A 15,824-nucleotide genomic window follows, 5' to 3' on the forward strand; every position below is an offset into this window, starting at 1 on the left:
CACCCGTATGAACGACGCCGCGCCTGGCCCGGCAACTGCCCGCGTGCTCGTCGTCGACGACGACGAGGGCATCTTGCGCCTCGCGCGAAAATCGCTCGAGCGCGCGGGTTGTCGCGTGTTTTCGAGTTCGAACGTCGTGGCGGCGCGCGCGAGCATCGAGGGCGACCGGCCCGATCTGCTCGTGCTCGACTATCAACTCGGGTGCGCTGAAACAGGGCTTGATTTCTTTCGCCGGCTGCGGCGGGAGGGCATCGCGCTGCCTGCCATCCTCGTTACCGGGTTCACCGACGAATCGCGAGTCATCGAGGCGCTGCGCGCCGGCATATCGGACGTGGTGCCGAAGTCGGAAGGCTACCTCGACTATCTGCCGGAAGCCGTCGAACGCGTGCTCGCGCAGGTTCGCCTGCAGCGTGCGTCGGCGGAGGCCCTGCTGCTGCGCGACCGCGAGGCACATTACCGGAGTCTTTCGGAGACCTTGCCGCACCTCGTTTTTACGAGCAACTCGCGCGGCGAGTGCGACTTCTTCTCCAAACAGTGGTACGCCTATACTGGGCTCGACGAGGCGGCGTCGCGCGGCCTCGGCTGGCTCGACGCGGTGCATCCAGACGATCGGGAAGCGCTGCGCCGCAACTGGCTCGACGCGGTCCGAGGCGATGCGGCCGATCATCGGCACGAGCTGCGCATTCGGGGCAGCGATGGGAGATACCGCTGGTTCGACATGCGCATCGCACCGGTGCGCGACGCGAATGGCGGCATCGCCAAATGGTTCGCGAGTTGCACGGACATCCAATCGCAGCGCGAGGCGATCGACGAGCGCGAGCGCCTGCTCGCTGCCGAACAAAGCGCGCGCCAAACGGCCGAGGAAGCGAATCGCGCGAAGGATCGTTTCCTCGCCATGCTCTCGCACGAGCTGCGCACGCCGTTGACCCCGGTGCTCGCGGGGACGCGCGTGCTCGAGGTGATGCCGGGCCTGCCCGATGCCGCGCAAGCAACCGTCAAGATGATCCGGCGCAACATCGAACTGGAGGCGCGGCTCATCGACGACCTTCTGGATCTCACGCGCGTTGCCAACGGAAAATTGCGGCTCTCGCTCGAAGCGGTCGACGTACACGAAGTGATCGACAGTGTGCTCGAACTCTTTCACAGCGAGATCCAGGTCAAGCAGCTCGACGTCAATGTCGAGAAAATGGCGAGCAACCGCTATGTGCTGGCGGATCGCGCCCGGCTGCAGCAAATGCTCTGGAATCTCGTGCGTAACGCGGCGAAGTTCACGCCCGACGGCGGCCATATCTATGTGCGCACGCGCGACGCGCGCATGCAGATCGAAATCTCGATCGAGGATACGGGAATCGGCATTGCTCCCGATCAGATCGGCAAGCTTTTCAATGCGTTTGAACAGGGCAGTCAACGGATGACCCAGCAGTTCGGCGGGTTGGGTCTGGGGCTGGCCATCACGAAGGCACTGACCGACGCCCATGGCGGCACTGTCAGCGCCCACAGCCCCGGGCCGCATTGCGGTGCGACCTTCGCGATTGCTCTGCCGACCGTTGCCGCGCCCGCGGCGGCGCCCGAGGTGACCGACGCCGCCGCGGGCGGCGCCGACGAGCGGTTGGCGATACTGCTCGTCGAGGATCACGCCGATACGGCCGAAGTCATGGCGCAGCTGATGCGCGGGCTAGGCCATGAGGTGACGGTCGCGTCCTCAGTGGCAAGCGCGCTGTCCGCATCGCAGGGGGCTTCGTTCGACCTCATCGTCAGCGACATCGGCTTGCCCGATGGCACGGGCATCGATTTCATCGGCGCGTTCCGTCAGCGCTCGCAAGTCCCGGCCGTCGCGCTGACGGGCTTTGGCACGGACGAGGATGTGCGGCGCTGCCTGGCGGCCGGGTTCACTTCGCACCTCACGAAGCCCGTCAATTTCGCTCAACTCGAAGAGCTCATCCAGCGCACCGCGGCGGAAAAAGCCGGCGGCGGCGGCGCGCGCGCAGCGGTGGCGTGAGGCGATGCGCGACTGCGCAAGACGTCCTTCGCGCGTCGCCCGAGATCGGCCTCTGAGCGCTCGGTCGCTCAGCGCTTGAGCGAATCGCGTATCTCGCGCAGCAGTACGGTGTCTTCGGACGGGGGCGGCGGCTCCGCCGGCGCGGCGGGCTCGGCGGCTTCGCGCTCGCGCAGCTTGTTGATGAACTTCACCATTCCAAAGACGATGACCGCGAGGATCAGGAAGTTGATGACCACGGTGATGAACGAGCCATAACCGAACACGGCGACGCCTGCCGTCTGCAGATCCTTGAACGAATCGGGGTTGCCCTTGAACGAGGGAGGGATGTCGCCCAGGCGAATGAACTTGTTCGAGAAATCGAGCCCACCCGTTGCCACGCCCACGAGCGGCATGATGAGATCCTTGACGATCGAATTGACGATCGTCGAGAAGGCGCCCCCGATGATGACGCCGATCGCGAGATCCATCACGTTGCCCTTGACGGCGAATTCCTTGAACTCCTTCACGATGCTCATGTTTTCTTCCCTCCTTGTGAAGGGCGCGCGGCAATGAATGGCGCCCGCGGCCATGATAGCGAACGGGTGCGCCGAGCGCGCGTTTTTTCGTTCGTTGCGCGGCACGTCTTCGGCCGTCGCGTCGATCTCGCCGTGCTTGCTCAGATCCGATAGGCGAGGCGCAGTCCGCCCCAATGCCGTGCTGCGACGAAGATCGGTGCCGATGCGTCTTTCATCGTCACGAACTGGCCGCCGCCCATGTCGCGGCGGTACGTCTGCAGCAGGAACGGTTTCGTATGCGTGGCGCACGCGAGTCCCGTTCGGTCGTTGAAAATCCTGCGATTGCGACAGTGCGCGGCGTTCCAGGCGGGCTCGCCAGGACGCTGCGGCTCCGAGAACTTCCTGTTATGCGTCGGCAGGTAGCCTCGGACGTCGACGGCAGCGCAAAACGCGACCCGCTCGTCGAGCGCGAGCAGCGGCTCCTGGAACGCCGGCAACACCCGGTCGGTGAATTGCGTGAAGCGCGTCATGAACTGCTGCGGATCGGAACCGGGGATCGGCACATAGTTGGCGTCGAAGAGGTCATCGAGCCGGATATCGCCGCGCGCGATGGCGGCCTCGAACGCCTTGCCGATCGCCGCGGCGGTGCGCTGCACGGCCTCGATGAAACGCGTATCGGGCGTCTCGACGCCCGTTGCGGCGGTCAGTTCGATCAGCGTCTCCGAGACGCTGACGAGGTTGGAAAGGCGGTCTTTCGCTTGAAGGAAGTTTTCGCCCGATTGCTCGACGTCGTTCGCGATGGCGGCCACCGCCTGTTCGAGCGTATGGCATTGCGTTTCGATTTCGGTCGTGAGCGTCGCGATCTCTTCGGCTTCGCCGTGCAGTTTGGTCACGGCGTTGCCGGTGGACGCGACGATTTCGCCGATCGCGCGCGTACCGTCCTTCACGCGATTGGCGCGTGCGGTGTTCTCTGTGCCGTCGGCAATCAATTGCTCGGTTTGTGAGGTCAGGCGCGCGAGCGTGGCTTCGATCTGCGAGGTCGCTTGAGCCGTCTTGCTCGAGAGGTTTTTGACCTCGGCGGCTACGACGGCGAAGCTCTTGCCCGATTCGCCCGCGCGCGCCGCTTCGATCGCAGCGTTGATCGCGAGCAGATGCGTTTGCCGGGCGATGAGCGAAATCTCTTCGGATACGCTGCTGACATGAGCGAGTGCTTCGCGCAAGGCGTCGATCTGCGTGGCGATGCCCGTCACACCTCGCACGAGCCCATGAATATCCTCGAGCGATGCGTCGAGCGTGATGCGCGATTCGTCGACGGCTTGCGAGGCTTCGGCGCTGACGACACGCACCTGGCGCGCCGCTTCGGCGATACGGTGGTTGCCGGCCATCGTCACGGCGGCGGACTCGCGCAACTGCCGGCACACGTGCGCCTGAGTCGCGACGCGGTTGGCGACCTCTTCGACGTGGCCGGATACATCGCAGATTTCGACGCCGAGCTTGCCCGCGTGCTCGGCGATATCGCCGACGAGCGAGTGCGCGGAGCGGGGCCGGCGCTTGACGAAGCGCATCATGAAGGTCTCCTGACGGAGCTCGGCTCCGGTCGTTTTTCTTCCCGGCCAACGCCGGTGCGAATCAGTTCTATCGAATCTGGCTTACGCAGGCCTTACGCGCGAGTGCATCGAAGGCGTCGCGAACGACACGGCCGCCGCATGCTCGACCCATGTGTTTACGGCGCGACAGCGTTCCGACTTGAGGTTTGCGGAGTAGTGAATTTCCGCCATTGCGCGTGCGCGAACAAGTCTTTAGATTGAGCGGCGGCTTTGCACGCACGACGCGCCCGATGAGACCCCTCGCAGCAGCCCCGGGCTAGTTCCCACGCTCCGTCAGAGAGCCCATTCGTGCGTGCGTCACACATTACGGGAGAAACCGTGCGCGTTCCTTTTGCGGCGCGCATGCCGATATCATGTTCAATCGCTTGACGATACGCGGCGGGCTGACGCTCACCATCGCGGGTTACACACTCGCCCTCATTGCAACGATGGTAGTGGCGATGCTTGGGCTCAATCAAAGCAACGATGCGCTTCGCCAGATGTATGCGACCGATACGGCTGCGCTCACGCATCTGAAAACGAGTTCCGAGCGCATGCTGCAACTGCGGCTGGCGCTGGCCAGCTACGAGACGCTGTTTGCGATGGGCGAGGCCTCGGACGACATGCTGCCGAAAGCGCATGACGTGCTCAAGCAGAGCGACACGGAATGGACCGAGTATCTGCGCAAACCGCGCGACGCCGAAGAAACCACGCTGGCGAACAATGTTGGCGAGGCCCGCAAGGCGCTCATCGACCAGGGCATCGAGCCCGAGTTCAAGGCATTGACGGATAACGATTTCAACGCATTCCGCAATATCCAGGGACGCACAGCCAATCAGCTCTACGCGCGCTACGATGCCGCGATCACGGCGCTCGAAGCGTTGCAGGTCCGGCATCAGCAGGCGCGCTACGATCGGGCGCAGCAGGCGTTCCACACGCTGGCGCTTGCCGCCGCCGCAATGGCGTTCGTTGCCTTCGTCATCGGCATCATCGCGCGTACGGCGCTCGTCGCGGCGGTCGTGCGGCCGATCGACAGCGTCATTCGTCACTTCGAGCGGATTGCCTCGGGCGACCTGACCGGTGCGATCGATACGAGCCGCAACAACGAGATGGGGCGTCTCGTGACGGCGCTCAAGCAGATGCAGACCGCGTTGGCCTCGACCGTGGGCCGGGTGCGCAGCGGCTCGGAGGCCATCATGCACGGCGCGCGCGAGATCGCGTCAGGCAATGCCGACCTCTCGCAGCGCACCGAAGAGCAGGCGTCTTCGCTGCAGCAGACGGCCTCGAACATGGAAGAGCTGACCGCGACGGTCAGACAGAACGCGGATCATGCGCGCGAAGCCAATGCGCTGGCCGACGAGGCATCGCTCACGGCGACGCGCGGCGGCGAGGTCGTCAGCGATGTCGTGCGGACGATGGAAGACATCGCATCGAGTTCGAATCAGATCGGCGACATCAGCGGCGTGATCGAGGGCATCGCTTTCCAGACCAACATTCTCGCGCTCAACGCGGCCGTCGAGGCGGCACGCGCGGGCGAGCAGGGCCGGGGCTTCGCCGTGGTGGCCGGGGAAGTGCGCTCGCTCGCGCAGCGCAGCGCGAGCGCCGCCAAGGAGATCAAGGCGTTGATCGCGCAGTCGGCCGATAAGGTGCAGGCGGGCACGACACTCGTTGCGCGTGCCGGGACGACGATGCAGGAAGTCGTGGGCGCCGTGCAGCGCGTGACCGATATCATCGGCAAGATCAGCACGGCTTCGGTCGAGCAATCCAACGGCATCGATCAGATCGGCCAGGCCGTCATGCAGATGGACACGGTGACGCAGCAAAACGCGGCACTCGTCGAAGAAGCCGCCGCCGCGGCGGCGTCGCTCGAAGAGCAAGCGGCACAACTCGAAGCTGCCGTTGCGGCGTTTCGTGTCGACGCGCATGCGGGCGCTGCCGCCACCGCAAATGCACGCGCGGCCGTCTCTCATGCGCCGGCATCACACACACGGCGCGAGCCTGCCACGGCTGCCGCATTGCCGGTCTGACGCGCAGCGGGTTAGGCGAACGTGTAATCGCGAACCCGCACGCGGCGCGTGCGGTGTTTGAAAACGAACGAGAAGCCCGGCCACAGCGCGGTATTTTTTCCGCTGGCGCTCAGATACCAGCTGCGGCATCCGGTCTGCCAGACCGAACGGCGCAGCGTGTGCTGCAGGCGCTCGTTGAACGCGCGCTGAGCGGCGTCCGTCACCGTCATCGTTCGGGCGCCGCGGCGAGCGAGCGTGCGCAGACAATCGGCGATGTAGTCGATCTGCGACTCGATCATATAAACCATCGAGTTGTGGCCGAGCCCCGTATTGGGGCCGACGATCATGAAAAAATTCGGAAAGCCGGCCACGCTCGTGCCGAGATAGGCTTCGGGGCCGTCTCGGCGCCAACGCGCATCGAGATCGGCCCCGTTCGCGCCGATGACCGTAAAGGGCGCTCCCACATCGTTGACCTGAAAGCCCGTTGCGCAGACGATCGCGTCGAGCGCGCGATGCTTGCCGTCCGTCGTGACGATGCCGTCCGTGACGATCTCGCCGATGGCGTTCGTCACGAGTTCGACGTTCGGCTGCGCGAGCGCCGGGTAGTAATCGCTCGAAAGCAGTACGCGCTTGCAGCCGAACCGGTAGTCCGGTGTCAGCTTCTCACGCAAATGAGCGTCGGGCACCCGTCGCGCCAGATAGGCGAGGCTGAATGCCGTGGGCCCCTTCATCAACCGCGGATGGAAGACGAACGCGACGGCCCGGGTTTCGTGCTGCCAATAAAGCGCATGGCGCAACAGACGTTGCGACAACGGTAGACGCCGGAAGAGCCGCTGTGCGCGCTCGCTGATCGGCCGATCCGGTCGGGGCATGATCCATGGCGGCGTGCGCTGGAACAGGTGAAGCTGCGCGACGCGCGGCTGGATGCGCGGCACGAACTGTATCGCGCTCGCACCCGTCCCGATCACGGCAACCGTTTTTCCTTCGAGCGCATAGTCATGGTCCCACGCCGCCGAGTGAAAGAGCTTGCCCGCGAAGCGCTCGATGCCCGGGATGGCCGGTAGCGCCGGCCGCGACAGTGCACCGTTGGCCGCGATGACGATATCGGCTTCGACGCGCTCGCGCGAGCCGCCGCGCACGATGTCGAGCTGCCAGACGCGCGTGGCGGTGTCGAAGCGGGCCGCGCTCACGCGCGCGCCGAAGCGGATGGATGGCCCGAGGCCGTACTTGTCGGCACAGTGCTGCAAATACGCGAGAATTTCGGACTGCGAAGCAAACGTGCGGGTCCAGGATGGATTCGGCTCGAACGAAAACGAATAGAGATGCGAGGGAATGTCGCACGCAGCGCCGGGATAGACATTGTCCCGCCAGGTGCCGCCGACGTCGTGGGCGGCCTCGTAGATCACGAACGAGGCGATGCCCATGCGTTTCAAGCGGATGGCCATGCCGATACCGGCAAAACCGCTGCCGACGATTGCGATGCGAGGCGTGCTCGCGGGCCGTGCGGCCGGCATCGTCAGTGCCCAACGACAGAGGCTCCCGCGCGGGGAGCCTCTGTCGAATACAGCGGGCGGAGTGCGATGCGCGCGCTCAACTGTCGTTCCAGTCGCCGCCGCCCGAATCGTTGCTGCCGTAATCGACGCCGCCGCCACCGTCGTTCCAGTCGTTCGAGCCCTGACCGAAGTCGACACCGCCGTTGTCGCCCCCGGCGGCGCGACGGCGCGCTTCGTCATCGTCGACATAGACATCGCGTTCGATCACACGGTCGCGCCCATGCGACAGCGCTTCGCCAAGCAGCACGCCCGTCAGCAAGCCGCCCATTCCGCCGCCGAAGCCGCCGCCTTGCTGGACGACGACGGTCGGCTGTTGCTGCACCGGCTGCTGCGGCGCCTGTTGCTGAAGGCGCTCGGCCTCCTGCGCATACGGGGACGCCGATGCGCCGGCGGCCGGCGCGGCATGCGGATCGGGCCTGCCTTCGGCGCGCGCTTTCAAGCTTTCGAGCTGACGATCGAGCTCGTCGAGCCGATAGCCCGGGACGGGATTGCTACCGCTCGAGAGCGTCTCGACGAGCTCGCGCAATTGGGTTTCGGCACCCTCGACTTCGCTTGCCAGCGCCTCATGCCCCGGCGTGGCTGAAAGCCGCGTATCGAGCTTCAACGCGCGTGCCGCGTTGAGGAGTTCGGTGGCCCGCTTCAATTGCGCGCGACGCTCTTCGTCGGCGCGACCGTCTTCGGTCGTGCGCGCGCGGCGCAGCGTCCAGCGCAGCACGAGCGCGATCACGACGACGAGCAATACGATGCCGATCCACATGCCCATAGACGGTCCGCGGTGGGCGAGGGCGCCCGGTACAGCTTGCGCCGGTGCGAACATGTTGGCCGCCGCGTGCTGCGCGGGTGCGGATGGCGGAATCGTCGCGTTGGCACGGTTTGCAGCCGCGCGCACGCGTGCCTCGACTTGCGCGAAGCGTGCCGGGTCCGTGAACTTCAGTTGCGGATCGAGCGTTTTGGCCTGCTCGATCTGTGCGAGCCCGTCGGCGTAGCGGCCCTCGCGGGCGAGCACTTGTCCGTACAGATAGTGAGCGTGCGCATTGTTCGGGTGGGCTTGCAGAACCTGCGTGAGCTCGGTGTCGGCCTGCTGCCAGTTGCCTTGCGCCATCGCGCGCTCGACTTGCTGCGCGCTCGGTACGGCGGCGAATGCGGCACTCGCGGTCAGTGCAAGTACCGCTGCCACGACTGCGACAAATTTCTTCATGAGCTCAACCGGGCGCGTTGCGCCCGTCTCCATGCCATGGGTCCGATACCGATGCGACGGGCGCCATTGCAGCGAAGCGCGTGCGACGGCGGCCCGTTTGCCACTGATGTTTTGCCGTATCGGTCCTGAGCACCGCGCGTTTTTATTGCGCCGGCGCGTTCAACTGCTTCTTCAACGCGGCCAGCCGCTCGTCGACCGACGGGCCTTTGTCGAGCGCCGCGAGTTTGTCCTCGAGAGCGTTGCCGCTCGAGACGTCCGCCGAATTGAGGCGCGCATCCGAGCGCGCATTCGAGAGCGCGACTTTCTCTTCGAGCTTGTTGAAGTCTTCGGACAGGTTCTTGCCGCCAATGCCGCCCAATGCCGTCGCGGCGGTGTCCTTGGCCTGGGCGATCTGCTGTTTCGCCTGCAGGATGTTCGAACGCGAGTTCAGATCGTTGCGGCGCCCGCGCATGTCGGCAATCTGGCTCTTCAATTGCTCGACCGAGGGCTCCAGCGTGGCGAGCTCGCGTGCGAGCGCGTCGCGCTCGGCTTCCGCGGTGGCCTGCGCCGCCAGCGCTTCGCGCGCAAGGTCTTCGTTGCCCGATTGGAGCGCGCGTTTTGCGCCGTCTTCGTACTTGCGGGCCTTTTCGGCGGCCGCATCGCGCTTGCTTTGCTGCGTGGCGACCTGCGCTTCGATTTCGATCAGCGAATTCTCGGCTTTGGCGATGCTGTCGTCGAGCTCGCGCACGATTTGACGCGCATCGCGCGACGGATCCTGTACGGATTCAGCCGCGTCATTCAAGAGCCCCTTGACGGTGCGCGAAATAGTGTCGAATAGCGACATGTAGTTCTCCTCAGTTGACTCGGCGCCGAACGAAAGATTGCGAGTGTCCGGTTCATCCTCTACTTTACGCCGCGTTGCCGGGCCGCGGCGGCAAGCGTACGCAGCGGATATCGGGGCGCGTGGCGGCTTTGCAAGAGCGCGCAGGTGCCGCGCGCCGTCCGAACCCTCGTCCGCTGGCGGATATTACAACAAGGGATCGTTAACTCCCGCTTAAATGCGGCTTGCGGCGGGGCGTGCGCCCGACTCAGGCAAGACGCGGCGTGAAACGCTTGCGTGGGGGGCGCGAGGGGCTGTCGGCCGGGTTGTCGGCGGATGTTTCGGACCAGCGCGACGTCAGACGCGTGACCGTTTCGAGATCGAGTGCGGGAGGCGGTTCGCTGTCTTGCATACGGGCCTCCTCGACCGGCTCGCAGGCAAGCGCTCGCGCGACGGCCGCCGCAACGGGTATGGCCTCAGGCCGTACGGCGGCGGCCTCGTCCCATTCTCCGCCGGCCCCCATGGCCTCGGACTCGGCTGGCGTTTCGGCGGGCGGCTCGCACGGCGATATCCGATGGCCGGTGGTCGATTCCCGAGCGGGCGCCGCATCGGCGATGCGCCGCAGCGTCTCATTGAGCGAATCGGGGGCGGCCGGCGCTCTCCAGCTGTCCACGATCCGTGCCGCACGCACGTCCTCGGCCGTTTCCTCGAAAGCGAGCACGGCGCGGCGCACGAGTTCGCTGATGCTGATACCAAGGCTGTGCGCCTTGGTCGCCAGGGCGCGCTTTTGCGCCGGTGTCACGAAGACGGCGATACGTTCGCTGCGGTGATTCATGGTCGGCTCGCTGGCGTAAGGAGACGGTAAGGCCGATCGGTTGCCTCGGCACGAGAACGGCGGTCGGCCTCCATCATAGAATGTCGGCCGCTGCCGCAAAATGTGCGCGTTGCGCATAATGAGTGTCCGATCAAGGACTTGACTCGCTTGTAGGCGGCTTGTCCACAGACCTTTCAACATTTTCTGTTGATAACCCGGCGGCGGCTGTGCGCCAGCCAACGTGGGGAATTCTTACAAAAAAACTTCGTTGCCGGCCAGGCGATTTCATTAAAATGCGCTGTTGCGTCGCCGGGCCGCGGGCGTTGGCCAGTCGCGGCACCGTTATAATTACGATTTCGAGCGCCGCCCGGCGGGCGAGCGCGCAACGGCGCGGCAAGCCGCGCTGACCATGCGTCATGCCTATCATTAAACGACCCCGATCCTCCGAGTCTCCGGCCGACGGCCGACAACCTTCCCGAGTGAGTCCCGAACGCCAGCATGGCTCGTTCGGCAGCGGCCTGCTGCTGACATTGGGCGGCCTCGTCGCAACCGTTGCCGTCGTCTTCGCGCTGATTATCGGCTATGCATTGATCGTGATGGCGCCGCAATTGCCGTCGCTCGATGCGCTGACCGACTATCGCCCGAAGGTGCCATTGCGCGTCTATACGGCCGACCACGTACTGATCGGCGAGTTCGGCGAGGAGCGGCGCTCTCTCGTGCGTTTCGCCGATATTCCCGATTCGATGAAAAAAGCGGTGCTCGCGATCGAGGACTATCGCTTCTACGAGCATGGCGGCGTGGATTTCCTCGGCATCCTGCGTGCCGGTATGGCGGACATTCTCCATGGCGGCGCGTCGCAAGGCGCGAGCACGATCACGATGCAGGTGGCGCGCAACTTCTTCCTCTCGAGCGAGAAGACCTACACGCGCAAGATCTACGAAATGATGCTCGCGTACAAGATCGAGCGCGCGCTGACGAAAGATCAGATCCTCGAGCTCTACATGAACCAGATCTATCTGGGCGAGCGCGCGTATGGTTTCGCGGCGGCCGCCCGGGTGTATTTCGGCAAGGATCTCAAGGACATCACGCTGGCTCAGGCGGCGATGCTGGCCGGGCTGCCCAAGGCGCCCTCGGCATACAATCCGATCGTCAATCCGAAGCGCGCGAAGATCCGGCAGGAGTACATCCTCAAGCGCATGCTCGATCTGCGCTATATCACGCAGGCGCAATACGATCAGGCCGTCAAGGAAGACATTCACACGAAGGTGTCGGGCAACGAATACAGCGTGCATGCGGAGTATGTCGCCGAGATGGTGCGACAGATGATGTACGCGCAATACAAGGAAGAAACGTATACGCGGGGCTTGTCGGTCGTGACGACCCTCGACTCCGCGTACCAGGATGCGGCTTACCGCGCCGTGCGCAAGGGTGTCATGGACTACGAGCGCCGGCACGGCTATCGCGGACCGGAAGGCTTCGTCGAGCTGCCGGCCGGCCGCGACGAACGCGACGAGGCAATCGACGATGCGCTCGCCGATCATCCGGACGACGGCGAACTGGTGGCCGGTGTCGTCACCGCAGCGAGCCCGAAGCAGCTGACCGTGCAATTCGTCGACGGCAATACGGCCAACGTGACCGGCGAAGGACTGCGTTTCGCGGCGACTGCGCTGAGCGCGCGCGCCAGCGCGGCGCAGCGGATCAAGCCTGGTTCGATCGTCCGGTTGATGCCCGATGCGAAGGGCAACTGGCAGATCACCCAGCTGCCGCAGGTGGAAGGCGCGCTCGTTTCGCTCTCGCCGCAAGATGGCGCGCTCCGTGCGCTCGTCGGCGGGTTCGACTTCAACAAGAACAAGTTCAATCACGTGACGCAAGCCTGGCGTCAGCCCGGTTCGAGCTTCAAGCCGTTCATCTATTCGGCGTCGCTCGAAAAGGGCCTCGCCCCGGCGACGATCATCAACGATGCGCCGCTTTACTTCCCCCCGAGCACGCCGGGCGGGGAGGCGTGGGAGCCGAAGGACGACGATCAGCCCGATGGCCCGATGTCGATGCGCGTGGCGCTCGAGAAGTCGAAGAACCTCGTCTCGATCCGGATTCTTTCCTATATCGGTACCAAGTATGCGCAGGACTATGTGACGCAGCGCTTCGGTTTCGACGCGGACAAGACACCTCCTTACTTGCCGATGGCGCTGGGCGCCGGGCTCGTCACGCCGCTGCAGTCGGCCGCGGCCTACGCGGTGTTCGCGAACGGCGGCTATCGCGTCAATCCTTATCTGATCGCGGAAGTCGATGACGCGCACGGTCAGCCGATCTCCAAGGCGCAGCCGATCGTGGCAGGGCGGGACGCGCCGCGTACGATCAGCGCGGCCAACGCCTTCATCATGAACTCTCTGCTGCATTCGGTGGCAACGGCAGGTACCGGTGCGGGCACGAACGTCTTGCATCGCTCGGACCTCTCCGGCAAAACCGGTACGACGAACGACGCCAAGGACGGATGGTTCGCGGGTTACCAGCCGACGCTGGTCGCGGTGGCCTGGATGGGCTACGACCAACCGAAGAGTCTCGGCAGCCGCGAATTCGGTGCGCAGCTCGCGCTGCCGATCTGGGTCGACTACATGGGCCAGGCGCTGCGTGGCGTACCGCAGGTGCAAATGCCGATGCCCGAAGGTGTGACGACGATCGGCGGCGAGCTTTACTACGCGGACATGACGCCCGGCAATGGCTTCGTTGCGAGCATCGGCACAGGCGGCGAACCCGGGACTGCGCTGGCTGGCGCCGGCGCGAGCGAAGCGGTCGGCAGCATCGGACCGGCGGGGCTCGCGGCGCCTGCGGCACCGCCGCCCAGTGTGTCGTCGCAGGAGAAGAAACAGATTCTCAATCTGTTCAATGACAACCGGCCCTGAGCGGTCGCCATCGCGCGATCAATTACTCGAATGGCCTGGGAGTCGCGCTAGGCCGACGCGCTAAGTCGACGCGCGCGCCCGTTCGAGATGGGCGGACAACGTGGCCGGGTCGGTATTCGTTCCGCACAAGATGACGCCCACGCGCTTGCCTTGCAGCGTTTCGCGCAGCGGCCCCAAGAGCGCGGCCGTTGCCGCGGCGCACGCCGGCTCGACGGCGAGCTTGAGCTGGACGAACAGCTTGAGCATCGCTGCGCGCAACTCATCGTCCGAAACGGTGACGATCCGATCGATGTGGCGCCGGCACAGCTCGTAGCTATATTGCTCGGTGTGCGGTGCCATCAGGGAATCGGCGATGGTGTGCATCGCGCCCATCTTCACGGTGTGATTGGCGGCGAAACTGCGCGACATTGCATCGGCGCCCTCCGGTTCGACACCGAACACATGCACGCGCGGATTGGCGAGGCGCAATGCGGTCGAGACGCCGGCTGCCAAGCCGCCGCCGCCGATGGGGACGATCACCGCATCGAGATCGGGCGTCTGCGTCGCCCATTCGTAGCCGAGCGTTGCCGTGCCCAGCACCGTGCGATAGCCATTGAACGGGTGAACGAAAAAGCGGCCTTCCTCGGCTTCGATTCGGCGCACGACATCGAATGCTTCGGCCGGCGAGTCGGCCATGACGACCTCGGCCCGATACTGTTTGCACAGTGCGATGCGCGCAGGGCTTGCCGTGCGGAACATCACCACTTTCGCGCTCGTACCGAGCCGCATGGCCGCATAGGCGACCGCCGCCGCATGATTGCCGCCCGATACGCAGGTCACGCCGACGCTGCGTTGCGATGCGTCGAGCGCGAGCAGATTCGTGAATGCGCCCCTCACCTTGAAGCTGCCGCTCGACTGCAGCAATTCGAACTTGAAATTGATGTTCGTGCCTTCGAGCGTCGGAAAGTCATGCCGTTCGAAGACCGGCGTCCGCACGACCCAGGGCGTGAGCGCGAAATGCTGTGACGCGATGGCATCCAGCGTGGGAACCGGCTCGGCGTCGATCGTATGGTCGGTATGCTGCGATGAAGCGGTGGACATGAGCGAAGCCATCGTAAAGGACAAGTGAGGGACCCGCGCTACTGTTGCTACTGTTGCTGCTGTTGCGTATCGACCGACATGCTGCGAATGAATTTGCGCAAGAAGCTTTCACAGGCGTCGAGCTGCGCGAGCTCGACATACTCGTTCGGCTTGTGCGCCTGCTCGATGTCGCCCGGCCCGCAGACGACGCTCGGCACGCCGGCCAGCGCGAACAGCCCCGCTTCCGTGCCATAGGCGACCTTGCGCGTATCGTGATCGCCCGTCAAGGCGCGCACGAGTTGCGTGATGGCCGCCTGCTCGGTGGCGTCGAGACCCGGCGCCGCGGCGATGCGCGTGAACTCGATGGCGGCGTTCGGATGCTCTCGCTGCATCTGCGGCAGCAGCGTTTCGTTCGCGTAGCGCTCGATGCGCGCGAATACGACGGCCGGATCGAGCGTCGGCAGGTTGCGAAACTCGAAAGCGAAGCGGCACTCGGCCGGCACCGTGTTGATCGCATTGCCGCCTTCGATCGTGCTCGTCTGCGCCGTGGTGAACGGCACGTCGTAGCTCGTATCGAACGGACCGTCGCGCCGCATTTGGTCGGCCACGTCGCGAATGTGGCAGATGAGGCGGGCCGCATATTCGATCGCGTTGAGGCCCTTGGGCGTCAGCGACGAATGGGCCGCATGACCGCGCACGCAGCAGCGATACGCGTTGATGCCTTTATGCGCCACGATCGGACGCATGCTGGTGGGCTCGCCCACGATGCAGCCGTCCGGCTTGATGCCACGCTTTTGCAGGTCTGCGATCATCAGCGGTGCACCGGCACAGCCGATTTCCTCGTCGAACGAGAAAGCCAGGTGAATCGGCTTCGCGAGCCGTGCCGATTGCATTTCGGGCACGAGCGCGAGCGCCGCGCCGATGAAGCCCTTCATATCGCAGGTGCCGCGGCCATACAGCCGGCCGTCGCGAATCTCGGGTGAAAACGGATCGCTGTCCCACTGTTGTCCATCGACGGGCACGACGTCCGTGTGACCGGACAGCACGACGCCGCCTTGCGTAGAACCGTCGTGCGCGGGGATCGTGGCGAACAGGTTGGCCCATTCGCCGCGCTCGCCGCGCGCATCGCGCGTCAGCAGGGAAGAAATGCCTCGTGCCGCCAACGATTCGCACACGAGTTCGATCAGTTCGATATTCGGTACACGGCTCGTCGTATCGATCGAGACGAGCCGTTCGACCCATTGCAAACTGAGCGGAACCGGTGAAGCGGAGGAGGGGGCCGAAGCCAGCGAGTGGGGAGAGGACGTGGAGGATCGGTGCGCCGTTTCAGCGTCTTGAGACATGACAAGCTCCAGCTCGAGAGTGCCTCCGATCATACCGAAAAACCGCGTGCAACCCAAATAGTGCGAGCGACAG

11 protein-coding genes are annotated in these 15,824 nt (G+C 64.9%); 3 read left to right on the plus strand and 8 right to left on the minus strand.

What is annotated here, in order from left to right:
* Window positions 1–7 precede the first annotated feature (7 nt).
* Window positions 8–1,999: a hybrid sensor histidine kinase/response regulator gene (locus ACR9ZC_RS16640; RefSeq protein ID WP_481581137.1), complete on the plus strand. Its 1,992-nt coding sequence runs from the start codon at window positions 8–10 to the stop codon at window positions 1,997–1,999.
* Between the two features lie 68 nt (window positions 2,000–2,067).
* On the opposite strand, the gene mscL is transcribed toward ACR9ZC_RS16640, so the two are convergent.
* Both mscL and ACR9ZC_RS16650 read right to left on the minus strand, forming a co-directional pair.
* Entirely contained in the window at window positions 2,068–2,514 is a 447-nt protein-coding gene (mscL, locus tag ACR9ZC_RS16645) for a large conductance mechanosensitive channel protein MscL (protein ID WP_481581138.1), read from the minus strand.
* A 140-nt stretch (window positions 2,515–2,654) separates the two neighbouring features.
* Window positions 2,655–4,061, minus strand: coding sequence for a methyl-accepting chemotaxis protein (locus ACR9ZC_RS16650; protein ID WP_481581139.1), 1,407 nt, complete (start codon window positions 4,059–4,061; stop codon window positions 2,655–2,657).
* Window positions 4,062–4,453: 392 nt separating this feature from the next.
* Between ACR9ZC_RS16650 and ACR9ZC_RS16655 the strand changes: the two genes are divergently transcribed.
* Window positions 4,454–6,106: a methyl-accepting chemotaxis protein gene (locus ACR9ZC_RS16655; protein WP_481581140.1), complete on the plus strand. Its 1,653-nt coding sequence runs from the start codon at window positions 4,454–4,456 to the stop codon at window positions 6,104–6,106.
* An 11-nt stretch (window positions 6,107–6,117) separates the two neighbouring features.
* Here ACR9ZC_RS16655 and ACR9ZC_RS16660 read toward each other — a convergent pair whose 3' ends face one another.
* The 4 genes from ACR9ZC_RS16660 to ACR9ZC_RS16675 all read right to left on the minus strand — a co-directional run bounded on the left by ACR9ZC_RS16660 (window position 6,118) and on the right by ACR9ZC_RS16675 (window position 10,470).
* Window positions 6,118–7,599, minus strand: a complete 1,482-nt coding sequence (locus ACR9ZC_RS16660) for a flavin-containing monooxygenase (RefSeq protein WP_481581141.1) — start codon at window positions 7,597–7,599, stop codon at window positions 6,118–6,120.
* A gap of 76 nt (window positions 7,600–7,675) precedes the next feature.
* Entirely contained in the window at window positions 7,676–8,836 is a 1,161-nt protein-coding gene (locus ACR9ZC_RS16665) for a tetratricopeptide repeat protein (protein WP_481581142.1), read from the minus strand.
* Window positions 8,837–8,978: 142 nt separating this feature from the next.
* Window positions 8,979–9,659: a PspA/IM30 family protein gene (locus tag ACR9ZC_RS16670; protein ID WP_481581143.1), complete on the minus strand. Its 681-nt coding sequence runs from the start codon at window positions 9,657–9,659 to the stop codon at window positions 8,979–8,981.
* 244 nt (window positions 9,660–9,903) lie between these two features.
* The gene (locus tag ACR9ZC_RS16675) at window positions 9,904–10,470 is read right to left on the minus strand and encodes a plasmid mobilization protein (protein ID WP_481581144.1); all 567 of its coding nucleotides are present in this window, start codon (window positions 10,468–10,470) and stop codon (window positions 9,904–9,906) included.
* 395 nt (window positions 10,471–10,865) lie between these two features.
* On the opposite strand from ACR9ZC_RS16675, the gene ACR9ZC_RS16680 reads away from it, so the two are divergent.
* Window positions 10,866–13,349 (plus strand): penicillin-binding protein 1A, encoded by a 2,484-nt coding sequence (locus ACR9ZC_RS16680; protein WP_481581145.1) that lies wholly within the window; start codon window positions 10,866–10,868, stop codon window positions 13,347–13,349.
* A gap of 60 nt (window positions 13,350–13,409) precedes the next feature.
* On the opposite strand, the gene ACR9ZC_RS16685 is transcribed toward ACR9ZC_RS16680, so the two are convergent.
* Both ACR9ZC_RS16685 and argE read right to left on the minus strand, forming a co-directional pair.
* Window positions 13,410–14,429 (minus strand): threonine/serine dehydratase family protein, encoded by a 1,020-nt coding sequence (locus ACR9ZC_RS16685; RefSeq protein ID WP_331572215.1) that lies wholly within the window; start codon window positions 14,427–14,429, stop codon window positions 13,410–13,412.
* Between the two features lie 47 nt (window positions 14,430–14,476).
* Window positions 14,477–15,751 (minus strand): acetylornithine deacetylase, encoded by a 1,275-nt coding sequence (gene argE / locus ACR9ZC_RS16690; protein ID WP_481581146.1) that lies wholly within the window; start codon window positions 15,749–15,751, stop codon window positions 14,477–14,479.
* Window positions 15,752–15,824 lie beyond the last annotated feature (73 nt).

The organism is Trinickia sp. HAY1-2D, assembly GCF_056754935.1.

Excerpts from the sequence above, each read along its gene's own strand:
- ACR9ZC_RS16640 (WP_481581137.1), top strand. The coding sequence starts at position 8 with ATGAACGACGCCGCGCCTGGCCCGGCAACTGCCCGCGTGCTCGTCGTC.
- mscL (WP_481581138.1), bottom strand. The coding sequence starts at position 2,514 with ATGAGCATCGTGAAGGAGTTCAAGGAATTCGCCGTCAAGGGCAACGTG.
- ACR9ZC_RS16650 (WP_481581139.1), bottom strand. The coding sequence starts at position 4,061 with ATGATGCGCTTCGTCAAGCGCCGGCCCCGCTCCGCGCACTCGCTCGTC.
- ACR9ZC_RS16655 (WP_481581140.1), top strand. The coding sequence starts at position 4,454 with ATGTTCAATCGCTTGACGATACGCGGCGGGCTGACGCTCACCATCGCG.
- ACR9ZC_RS16660 (WP_481581141.1), bottom strand. The coding sequence starts at position 7,599 with ATGCCGGCCGCACGGCCCGCGAGCACGCCTCGCATCGCAATCGTCGGC.
- ACR9ZC_RS16665 (WP_481581142.1), bottom strand. The coding sequence starts at position 8,836 with ATGAAGAAATTTGTCGCAGTCGTGGCAGCGGTACTTGCACTGACCGCG.
- ACR9ZC_RS16670 (WP_481581143.1), bottom strand. The coding sequence starts at position 9,659 with ATGTCGCTATTCGACACTATTTCGCGCACCGTCAAGGGGCTCTTGAAT.
- ACR9ZC_RS16675 (WP_481581144.1), bottom strand. The coding sequence starts at position 10,470 with ATGAATCACCGCAGCGAACGTATCGCCGTCTTCGTGACACCGGCGCAA.
- ACR9ZC_RS16680 (WP_481581145.1), top strand. The coding sequence starts at position 10,866 with ATGCCTATCATTAAACGACCCCGATCCTCCGAGTCTCCGGCCGACGGC.
- ACR9ZC_RS16685 (WP_331572215.1), bottom strand. The coding sequence starts at position 14,429 with ATGTCCACCGCTTCATCGCAGCATACCGACCATACGATCGACGCCGAG.
- argE (WP_481581146.1), bottom strand. The coding sequence starts at position 15,751 with ATGTCTCAAGACGCTGAAACGGCGCACCGATCCTCCACGTCCTCTCCC.